At 44.5% G+C, this 11,129-nt stretch carries 9 protein-coding genes; all 9 read right to left on the bottom strand.

Annotation, left to right across the window (positions count from 1 at the left end; translation table 11 throughout):
• A partial coding sequence (locus ACOQOA_RS00080) for an ABC transporter transmembrane domain-containing protein (RefSeq protein ID WP_420546664.1) occupies positions 1-2,221 on the bottom strand: 2,221 nt, incomplete at its 3' end.
• A complete protein-coding gene (locus ACOQOA_RS00075; RefSeq protein ID WP_420546663.1) occupies positions 2,218-2,640 on the bottom strand; it encodes a hypothetical protein in 423 nt (140 codons plus the stop codon). The genes ACOQOA_RS00075 and ACOQOA_RS00080, both read right to left, overlap by 4 nt.
• 72 nt (positions 2,641-2,712) lie before the next feature.
• Positions 2,713-4,116, bottom strand: a complete 1,404-nt coding sequence (locus ACOQOA_RS00070) for a M16 family metallopeptidase (protein WP_420546662.1) — start codon at positions 4,114-4,116, stop codon at positions 2,713-2,715.
• Positions 4,113-5,570 (bottom strand): M16 family metallopeptidase, encoded by a 1,458-nt coding sequence (locus ACOQOA_RS00065; protein WP_420546661.1) that lies wholly within the window; start codon positions 5,568-5,570, stop codon positions 4,113-4,115. The genes ACOQOA_RS00070 and ACOQOA_RS00065 overlap by 4 nt, the downstream gene beginning before the upstream one ends.
• 203 nt (positions 5,571-5,773) lie before the next feature.
• A complete protein-coding gene (locus ACOQOA_RS00060; RefSeq protein ID WP_420546660.1) occupies positions 5,774-6,304 on the bottom strand; it encodes a hypothetical protein in 531 nt (176 codons plus the stop codon).
• Between the two features lie 616 nt (positions 6,305-6,920).
• Positions 6,921-8,080 (bottom strand): IS3 family transposase gene (locus ACOQOA_RS00055; protein ID WP_420546659.1). Its coding sequence is split into 2 segments (ribosomal slippage): positions 6,921-7,831 and positions 7,831-8,080, totalling 1,161 coding nucleotides; the frame shifts between segments, so codons are not numbered across the junction.
• On the bottom strand, positions 8,044-8,802 hold the full coding sequence (locus ACOQOA_RS00050; RefSeq protein ID WP_420546658.1) for an insulinase family protein: 759 nt from the start codon (positions 8,800-8,802) through the stop codon (positions 8,044-8,046). Before ACOQOA_RS00050 ends, ACOQOA_RS00055 begins: the two co-directional genes overlap by 37 nt.
• Positions 8,803-8,944: 142 nt before the next feature.
• On the bottom strand, positions 8,945-9,871 hold the full coding sequence (locus ACOQOA_RS00045; protein WP_420546657.1) for an IS982 family transposase: 927 nt from the start codon (positions 9,869-9,871) through the stop codon (positions 8,945-8,947).
• 65 nt (positions 9,872-9,936) lie between these two features.
• A partial coding sequence (locus ACOQOA_RS00040; RefSeq protein WP_420546656.1) for a M16 family metallopeptidase occupies positions 9,937-11,129 on the bottom strand: 1,193 nt, incomplete at its 5' end.

Genomic DNA, 11,129 nt, shown 5'->3' with positions numbered 1-11,129 from the left:
CGTCTGTGAGTTGAACCGAATAGTTGCGATTGCGCGATGACTCGGTTCGCATATCGTAGATATCGTTTAATCGGTCCAGTCCCAATTTCGCCAGTTGAATCTCCGGCCACAGGTTAATCAGTCCCATAATCGGTCCCAATACACTGCCACTGAGCATATTAAAAGCGATTAGCTGACCGACGGATAAGTCGCCCTGAATAACCAGATTCGCGCCATACCAGAGCACGACTGTGCTGCCTAAGACACTGTTCAACTGCCCCAAAGATCCAAATAGCATGTTTGTCTTAATCGCGGTAAAACCAATTTTGATTTCCCGGGTCAAGCGTTCTTCCCATGACCACCGCGTGGATTTTTCGACTGCGAGGGTTTTGATAACTTCAATGCCGCGCAGGGAATCAATGAGTAAGGATGACCATTCCGAGCGGGCGAGAAAAGAGCGCTGGTTGATGGATTTGAGGATTGGGGTGTAGATTAAAGTCAGGATAATGCTAAACGGTATGAATGCCAGAACCCAAAATGTCAAAGTGGTGTGGTAATAGAACATCAGGCCCAGATAGACAAAGATCATGATTGCATCAAGAACGGCTGAAATAGCCGTTTCGGTCAATAAACTCCTCAAGTACTGGCTCTCTCGAAATCGCGTCATGATGTCCCCGGTTCTGCGGAGGGCGAAAAATCGCATGGGCAAACGGAGAAGATGATGGTAGATATGTGATAACATCGAGATGCTGATGCGAGCACCCACATACCCAATCAGGTAGTTGCGCAGCGAAGATGTAGCGATCCGAAATAAAGCGATGGCGATCATGCCTAAAAGCAGGAGATTGAGCAGACTCGTATCCTGGTGAACGAGGACTTGATCGAGGATCATCTGGGTGAACAGGGGTGAGGCAAGGCCAAAGAGGTTCAGCACAAGGGAGGCGATCATGATTTCGATGAGAATACCGAGGTATGGACGGGCGAGTGGAAAGAACCGCCTGAACGATGATTTTCTTCCCCTGTATCTGGATACTTTGTCGGTATATTCGAGTATTAAGGCGAGTTTAGACCATTTGTCTTCAAATTCTTTGCGGGGAATTTTTCTGCGTCCAAGTGCGGGATCGGCGATCCAGGCGTATTTTGAATTGATCCGATACAGAACAACAAAGTGATAGCCTTCCCAGTGCGCGATGAGAGGCAGGTCTCTTTCTCCAATTTCACTGTATCCAATCCGCACACCGCGCGTTAAAAAGCCCAGGTTTTCAGCAGCTTCGGCAAGCGCGGATAGGGATGTGCCTTCCCGCGAGACATTGGCCATGTCTCGCAGGCGATTTAATCCAACGGATTGCCCGTAATACTGACAGATCATGCCGAGACAGGCCGCGCCGCAATCGGTCTCATCGTGTTGCTTGATGTAGGGAAATGTGATGTAGTTTCGCAGTTTTCGAGGGCTTTGATCCGAGATGCTATTTTCAGGTTCGGTCTCTATTGTTTTAATCCGACCATTTTGCGGCACTGTCTCGCGCGGCTCTTCTTGTTCATTGTCCTCAAAAATCCGAATGATTTGTGGTGCCTTTTCGAGCACTCTGTCAAAATCGATGTGCGAAAGGATGTAAAGAACGACTTCTGTTTCTGTTTCAATAGTGAGCTGATCATCTGTGCCGCCAAAAAAGTCGCCCGGTTTTAACCTTTTGGCGGGTTGATCCGATTCTCTCAATCGCAAGGTTCCGCGCCCAATGAGATAGAGACATTTTGCTTCATCATCTCGCCATACTGCTTTTTCTTCTGCTGCAATAACCTTCCGCTCCAGACATTGGAAAAAGAGCTGCATGGCTTCCTGGAGGTTTACAGTGTCCAGTGCTATGAATTTTGTGAAGTTCCGATAAGCGATGTCCCGCACTTGATCGAGCAAGTAAGGGGTCAGTTCCCGATGCTGTGATGTGAGTGACCGAAAGTTGCCCTGAGAAATTTTCAGTACGGTTGAGGGTTCAACCGCCCGAACTGTTGCTCTGCGCGGTTTGCCCGTGAGCAATGCGCCTTCTCCGAAATGGTCGCCGGGAAAGAGAAAACCGAGGGTCTGCATCTGGTCATTGCTGTCTCTCGTTAAGACCCTGAGTTGCCCGGATACGACATAGTAAAAGCTATCGTCCCTGTCGCCTTCACAAAACAAAACCTCTCCGAGATTGACCTGCATTTCCTCTGCATGAGGTCTCAGAGAGGCGTATAGATCGGTTCGTTTCATGATGTTTTCAGACCGCTTTGCGATGGGGCACTCAGAATGGCCTCGCGAAGTTGTTGTTGAAGTTGCCTGTCTAAAAGATAAGTGCTATCATACCCGATGTCTTCGCAAATCAGGAAGATTGCCCTGGCCACTTTTTTGTTGCAGATGTTCTCATTTATATTTGCTAAATAGGCAGCCCATTTTTCTGAGTCCTGAAGTGCAGCCTGTGCCTTTTCCCAAATATGTGGTATTTCTGCTTTAGCGTTGAACCGCCAGCGAATCCTTTTGACAAGTTGCTGAAATTCCCACTGTTCCATAAAAGTCAAGAGTCTGTCATTGCAAAGGGTGAGGATAACGGCTTCGAGACAGGCCCTCTGTTCCTCTGTGGTTGCGGCACTGATTTTTCCAGAATTGGTAAATTGCATCAAAAAATTGAACATCTATCTCTTTCCTCTGATCTACGGGTTTTTAGCTCTATCCATCCCCGTTTTCACAGGGACAGGCCTGCGAATCTATTCAATCAATTCTTTGACATTGTGAACGCGAATATCAACGTCAGGCAAGTGTTTATTCAGAATGTCTATGATGCGATCCTGCGGCCCGACAAAGATCATGATCATATTCTGTGGCACGAAAAATTTTTCGAGAAAAGCACGTACCTCAGCATCGGTGACAGAATCATAACCGCCTTTGCGAATTGGTGTGTTGTAAATAGCTCGATTTACCTCACTATCCAGGCTTTTCTGTGGTGTCAGTTGTCCACGGTCATAGGTGATATTACCACTTTCACGCAACTCTTTGAGTGCCTTCCAAAAGCGTGGATTGTCGGGCAGTTCTCGGATGAAATCGGACATTTTTACGATCAATTCTTCGCTGTTATGAATCTGAGGATCGGCATGAATATTAAGAAATAAGACTCCTTCTGCTAATTTCACCTCACAAGAAGGACCATAGACCAATCCCAATTCCTCTCGAAAATACTGATGGAGCAGCCCTTGATCACCATCCCCAAGAATACTGGATATCATTGTTGGAATATAATCTTCTCCATATATACTTCCACAGGGAATCAGCCAATGACAGAAAACATTCTTCAGGTGTGAATAATTTTTAAAGACAAAAGCAGAAGGACCAGAATGATGATCGGTTGCGGAATGCGCCAATGAATGTACAAAACCGCCTGTCTGGCGTTCTTTTATGATTGGATGAAGCAGTTTCGCAACCTCAGTGGAATCGAGGTTTGAGACCACCTTAAAAAACACTATGTCTGTTTTTAGAAGCTGGTCATAGTATTGTTTTATGTTCTCTAACGATAAATTCTTAAGTGTTTTTAAGGACCTCAATTTTTTTATTTTTATCGTTTGCGAAAGTGCAAAATTTATCATGAGCGTAGAGATGTTCCCTTGAAGGTAATTCTGGTAATTATTCGCCTCTCGCTTTTTCATTTCTTTCAGGTCAGACTCAGAAAACGCGAGGTTATCTATGAGGGTATGGACAATTTTTATGGTCTTGCTACAGTTCCTGGACAGGGTATAAACAGATATGGTTAAGGATGTTGCGTCAGCAAAGATATCCAACTCAGCACCTAACATTGCCAATTGATCTATGTATCCGTGCTTTTTGGCAGCCTCCCAAATCAACTTTGAGACTGTTACTGCAAGCCCATTCTGAGAAGGCTGTTCTTGATTTCTTCCGGCTCCGAGGAAGACGATCTCAATTTTTGTCAATGGGGCACGTTTGTCATTGCGATAGAAAATATGGTGATTGGGAATTTCTGCTCTATCTATGCTTGCCTGTGGAGCTTCTTCTTTCGCAGACAGACAGATAGGGGAAGTAAAGAGAAGACTACACATGTAACACAGCACAAGACCCGGAAGTATTCTCTGAAATTTATTCATTATAGGACAACCTTTCATGAGAATTTCCTGTACAATCTTCTCGTAGTCCATATCAGTAGCCACGCAAGACTTACGAAAAAAAATAAAATAATAGCGATAGTCCCATAAAACAGAAGATAATATCCAAATGATTTTGATCTTGTTGGCAGCGTTAAGGAAGCAGTTACCGAATTGTCAGTTGTCAGGTATTGATTTATGATGCGCGGGATGTCTTTCTTGCTAATGGATTCAATATCTTTGATTAACTTTGGATATAGGAGGGGATCATTGGCGTGGGCAAATGATTGCCCAAATGAATGAGCTATACTTGAGGCATCATAAAATTTGGAATACATTTTTTTTAACTGCTGATTTCGAGCTCCATTGAGTTCTTCTCCAGATATACCCTGAGATTTTATCCTTTCCAACTTTGCCTGAATAATGGCTTCAATTGTATCTACGGAAGTATCAGGAGGCAGGTTTGCCACACAACTCATCAAGCTAAATCCTTTAAGTTGATGAAGTTCCGTAGTAAAAGCCTTTGCAAGTCCAAAATCAACCACTGAAGATTTTAGTGAGTTCGTGCTTTTATTTAATATGTGAGTCAAAATGAGCAATCCCGCATAGTCCCGATGGCCTAAGCAAGGTGTGTACCAGCCCTTCCAAAATTTGGATACACTGAGATTTTTTGAAGTAATATTGAACTTTTTTCCAAGCACTTTAGAGTTGGGATATTGATGATCGGAGTGAGATTGGCGTGTTTTCTGATCTTTCACATTACTATAAGCTTCATCCAGTTTCATTAGGACCTGATCGACATCCACATCGCCAATTACAACAATCAATCTCTTTTGCAAGCGCAGGAAATTCTCATAGTAAACTTTCAAATCATCAGATTCGATTTGTTTTATAAACGCCCCATCACCGAGAATGGAAAAATTCTTTTTTTTATAAATTAAACTTAAAAAATAATGACTTAATATTCTATTTGGATTTGTTGCATTACGACTCTTTTCAGTCAGTATAATTTTCTTTTCTTTTTGTATAATTTCCTCATTGATCACTATATTATAAAATCTGTTTGAGTCTATCTCAACTGCGAGGTCAAACTTATCCTTCGGAAATCTTAGTATAAAGCGTGAAAAATGATAATTAGTAAAGGCTCTTTGTTCCCCTTTGTTATCTGCGATAATTTGATTGAGTTCTCCCGGACCATGGCTACCAATGCCTGCCAAGATATGCTCTAAAAAATGTATCCGTCCTTGTTGGCCTTCCACTTCATCTGCCGACCCAGCACTGTAGTAGGTATGATATTCAAAGGTTGGGATTGTGCGATCTACAACGATAACGGCGTCAAGTTTGGGATTGATAGTGTAGTGTTGAGCAATGAGTTCTTCGGATAATGCTTCCGTCCCTACAAGCCGGTAGGCCGCGCAACTGCCTGCCGACAAGACACATACAAGGAATGAGATGAGAGCATAAATTTTTTTCATATCTGATACCCGGCAAAGCTGGTCGTGGTTGCTTCGTCTATATGTCTGAATACATTTTTGTACCGCACAGTATAAAATGTGGAGGTTCTTCCAGCAAGCCTGAAAGAACCTCTCTCGAAAATCCCATATTGACAAAATAGACTGTTAGCCTCAACCATTTTTGCTATATTCTATCCCGTCATCTTCAGGACATCTCAACAAATTTAGGTAAACATTTCATTCTCTGACAGGTCATTATCTCCTTCCATCCCGTCTAAACCGCTACCTTCATCCTCCTCACTTTCATCCTCCTCACCTTCATCCTCCTCTTCTTCCCAAAACCAATCCCATTCATCCTGTACATCCTCCCATACATCCGTAACATTCTCAGTTACCCTTTCGACAGCCCATTGAAAAGCATCACCTATCGGATTTATTCCTTCACCTCCAGGACCGTTAATATTATAAGAAGATGGATCTGGGACGTACCCTCCCTCCTCTAAGCCTGGTAACTTAGGTTTCTGATCCTTTATCACTTCTTGAGCCGCCTGCTGCCATACTTTCCCTTCGGTCTTAGCTTCATCAGGGTTCTGGCCTGGCTGAGGGGCACCAGGTCCAGCAGGACCTCCAGCACCATCATTCCCACCCCGCGCCCTGCTCATTTCTTGTGGTGAAATGGTCTCAGGGAGGATATCGAGCGGTTTGCAGGTGAGTCCCACGATGGATGTGGTGTGTTCAAAGCTATTTTCTGACATGCTACAATCTCCTGTTAAGGGTTATACTGCTTAAGTAACGACAAATAGTGTATAACTGGCTGTTCTCCAGGCCAATTTATCGGTTTCTATTCATACCTCCTTTCGTTGCGTTCAGCGCTATGGGTGAGAGATGGATTTCAAAATTGTGAGAAAAATGTCTAAATTTCTTCCTACCAAAATTTTTTGCGATATTGAGTAGCAGAAATGCCATGTATCCTCTTGAAAGCCTGACAGAAACGACTTATTACGCGCTTTAATCCACATTGACAATCGCGCTTCGGGTTGTTACTTTAGTTTGGTCATCTCAAGTCATCCGCTTGAGATATTTGCCGCCGCTGGCAGGGGACTTTGCCGAGTCTTGTCAGCGGCTTTTTTATGATAATACTATCGCGTCTGTAAGTGCAATTGAAAAAGGTTGCTCAGGTGTTAGAATCCTTGCTTGTATGTTAGATTTTTGCATTTTTTTTGAGTTGATGAAGAAAGCCGACGCGCAAACGTCGGCTTTTTTGTTTGGATTCACTTTGCATAAAGTCTTTTACTCAGCTTCAAATACACGCCACTTTGAGTTGGATGACTGGAGTTACCCCGTTTTGGTGGAGAGTTTAGGGCTTGTGTATCAAGCCTGTGATAGATGCAGTTTTTCATAAGCTATCGGTGCATGGTAGGCGATGGAAGAATGCCTGCGATGCGGGTTATACCACCCTTCAATGTAGGAGAAGATGGCTAACCGAGCCTCTTTATGCGTACGGAAGGATCGGCGATTGACCAACTCACACTCCAGGGTGGCGAAGAAGCTCTCGCACAGTGCGTTGTCATAGCAGTCGCCAGCAGCCCCCATTGAGGGACGTACGCCAGCCTCACGACAACGCTTTCCAAATGCTATGGAGGTATATTGTGCTCCCTGGTCAGAGTGATGAATCACGTCTTCGGGACGGCGCTGGTAAAGGGCCATATTTAAAGCTGACAGGACCAACTCACTTTGCAAGTGGCTCGCCATTGCCCAACCCACAACGCGGCGGGAGAAGGCATCCATGACAACAGATAGATACAAAAATCCAGAATAGGTAGGTACATAGGTGATGTCAGCCACCCAGAGTTTATTGACCGTTGCAACCATGAAGTCGCGTTTTACCAGATCGGGAGCCTTTCTATCCTGACGCGCCTTAACAGTCGTTTGCGTGCTCTTTCGGCGGCTAATGCCACAAATGGTCATCTCACGCATCAGACGTGCCACGCGCTTCTTACTTACAAGGATGTCCACATCCATCAGGTCTTTCCAGATACGGGGCGCACCATAGGTGCCATCTGATCGGGTGTAAAAGGCTTTAATCTTCTTCTTGAGGTCTGCATCAACTTTTGCTCGTTTAGAGGGTGGACGTGTTCGCCAGGCATAATACCCGCTGAGGGAGACACCCAGGACTCGGCATTGCGTGGCGATTGGCCAAAGTGCCTGATGCGCTTTTATTAACGCGAAGATTTTCTTGGGATCGCGTCGGTCTCCCTTGCGAACCAGGCCGCTGCTTTTGACAATATCTCACGCTCAATGCGCAACTGCTTGTTCTCACGTCGAAGAACACGCAACTCTTCTGTCTCAGAACTGGTCAGACCGTCTTCTCGAAGTCCCTCATCTCGATCAGCTTGGCGTATCCAATTTTGGATGGTCTGAGCGGTCGGCTCAAACTCTCTGGCCAATTCTGTAGGACTGCGGCCAGCACGCACAAGCTCGATGATCTGGCGTTTCAACTCGGCTGGATAAGGTGGACGTGTTGGTGGCATAGTGGGTCTCCTTTCTGACTACTGATAAGGTACCCACCAAAACGGGTCAAGTCCAACCCGCCTGTCTCTCGCTCTTTTGTAATCGGATGGAGCAACTTCGCAACCTCAGTAGAATCGCGGTTTGAGATTATCTTAAAAAACACCACATCTGCTTTCAGCAGTTGATCATAATATTGCCTAACATCCTCAAGCGAGAAATTTTTCAGTGCTTTTAAGGACTTGAATTGCTTTTTTCCTGTTATCTGGGAAAGCGCATAGGTTCTCATAAACGTATAAGTATTAATCTGCAGGCCACTTTGGTAATCAGCCACTTCTTGTTTTTTTGCATATTGCAAGTCGGAATCAGAAAATTCAAGGTTATGCATGAAATCGAAAACTATTTTTATAGACTCGCCACAGTTTTCAGATAGGGCAGAAATGGATATTGCCTGGTATAGAGGGTGGGTGATAATATCTAAATTAGTTCCTAATGCTGATAATTGATCCATGTACCCCTGCTTTTTGGCAGCCTCCCAAATCAATGTTGAGACTGTATTTGCAAGACCAATTTGAGAAGGCTGTTCCTGGTTTCTCCCTGCCCCGAGAAAGACAATCTCTATACTGGTCAGAGGAGCACGTTTGTCCTGGCGATAAAAAATTTGGTGGTTGAGAATTTCGGCAAAAGTAGGGAGGACGCCAAATATATGACACAGGGCAAAACTAAGTATCACTTTCAGAAACATATTCATTGGCCTTTCGGGAGAACTTTCTGTGTAATTTTTTTCTCCATATCAACAGCGTTAGAAAACCTGCGAATATCAATATCATAATTCCATAATGTAAGGGTGTTCGCGGCATTAAACGCTTGGTGTGAGATATAAGGGTTTACCAATCAAGCAAATCAGCAAAAGCCAATCGAGGTCGTCCATATTTGACATTGAGCCAAATACAGAAGTTGTGTAGGGCAATTTTAGCCGCCAAACGCGCTTGCAATCCTGTCAAGTGGTGGGGTCGCTCACGAGAGAGGCGAAAGGTATTGTGTAACTTGTCATAGACGGTTTCTATAATCTGACGGATGCTGGCTAACCATCTCCTCATCACCTTAGGCCAGGGGGTTTTGCTGTTTCTTCGAGGTGACGTAATGACCTGTGCGCCATAGTCTTTTGCCCAGTGCTGCTGGCAATGCTTGCCTGCAAAGCCTTTGTCTGCCACGTAGGGACAATGTGCAGGCTGTCCCACACTTTGTAACGCAGGGTGCGGTGTGTGTCTCAAGGCGAAGAAGGTCTCTGCCAAAGGCCGGTCTTGCACATTGGCAGGGGCAAAGCCAAAGCCTGTGATGATCCCTGAAGGATTGACACAAGATAGGAGGCGCATCCCTTCATACCAGCCGATCCGATTGCTCCAGCCAATCTCGGAAAGACCCGGGAGCCAGCCATTGCCGCGCCGCTTGGCGTCTCGGGTCACCACAGCAGAGCTATCGATGATTTCATAAAGAGTAGTGCGCGTTTGCAAGCGTTCTTGAAAATGAAGCGAAAAGGACACGATGGCTTCCCTGTGCCGGCGTATGAGACGATTCAACTGACTCCGATGCGGTAAAGATGGAAACGCACAGCGAAGATGCTTTTGTGCAAAACGATAAAAGCCCCGTTCACTTTCAAAGCGCGTCCACTGTCCAAATACGGCTAAAGTTATGACTTCACTACGACTTAAGGATGCATTAGGCCCTGGCCGAATGTCACAGGATAAATTGGCCTTGCAAAAATCATCGGCCAGCACGTATAATATGGTTACAAAGGTGTCTGTGTCGATCATCGCGTGCTCCTTTCTTTCTGACTGGTTAGAATAGGAGTGCATGATAATCACGGACACCTTTTTCTTCAACACCTGCTTAACTCAACATTAATTAACCCACACCAAGCGTTTAAGTTTTTATTTAATGATGGTTCTTCTTTTGCAGACAATGTTAAGGAAAGAGTTATCGAATTGTCATCCGTCAAGTATTGGTCTATGATGCGCGGTATGTCTTCTCTGCAAATGGATTTAATATTTTTTAGTAATTTTGGATAGAGTAGGGGATCATTAGCGTGGGCGAATGCGCGTCCAAATGAACCAGCCATGCTTGAGCGATCATAAAATTCGGAATACATGCTATGCAAAAGTTCATTACGGGCTGCATTTAGTTCATCTTCAGAGATGAATTTTATCTTTTTTAATTTAACACGGATAATGGCTTGGACAGTATCTGAGGATGTATCATGCGGCAGGTCAGCTGCACAATTCATCAAACCAAATCCTTTATAGTCGCCAAGTCCGACACTGAAAGCTCTCGCAAGTTCAGAATCAACTATATAAGACCTCAATGAATTTGCGGTTTTGTTCAAAATGGTAGTCAGAATGAGCAATCCCGCATAGTCGCGATGGCCTAAACTGGGTGTGTACCAACTCTTTCTGAACTTGGAAATACTGAGACTCTTTGAAGTAATCCTGAACTTTCTGCCCAGTAATTCAGGGTTGGGAAATTGAGAAGCCTGCAATTTGTCCGACAATTCGCCTATTATTTGCTCATTGCCATGGGCTTCGTCCAGTTTGGTCAGAACATGGTCAACATCCACATCGCCAATCACAACGACCAATCTCTTTTGGCGGCGCAGGAAATTTTCATAGTACGCTTTCAAATCATCAGGTTCGAGTCGTTGAATAAAAGCCTCAGTACCAAGGGTATTAAAATCCTTCTTTTTGTAGATTAAACTAAAAAAATAACTTGTAAATCTGCGTGTTAAGTTTGGTAAGCTACGACTTCTTTCTGTCAAGATGATTTTCTTCTCCTTTTCTACGACCTCTTCATTGATCACTGTGTTGTAATATCTTTCCGAGTCTATCTCAACTGCGAGGTCAAGTTTGTCTTTTGGAAATCTCAATATGAAGCGCGTATAATGATAAGAGGTAGCAGCGTTTTGATATCCTCCATTCTCAATAACGATTTGATCCTGGTCACCTGTGCCTGACATAAGATGCTCTAAGAAATGTAGCCGCCCTTGTTTACCCTCCTGTTCATCTGCTGAACCAGCAC

This window comes from Curvivirga sp. (assembly GCF_965219885.1).
GTDB lineage: Bacteria > Pseudomonadota > Alphaproteobacteria > UBA8366 > Aestuariispiraceae > Curvivirga.
This window is presented reverse-complemented; position numbering and strand designations above follow the sequence as displayed.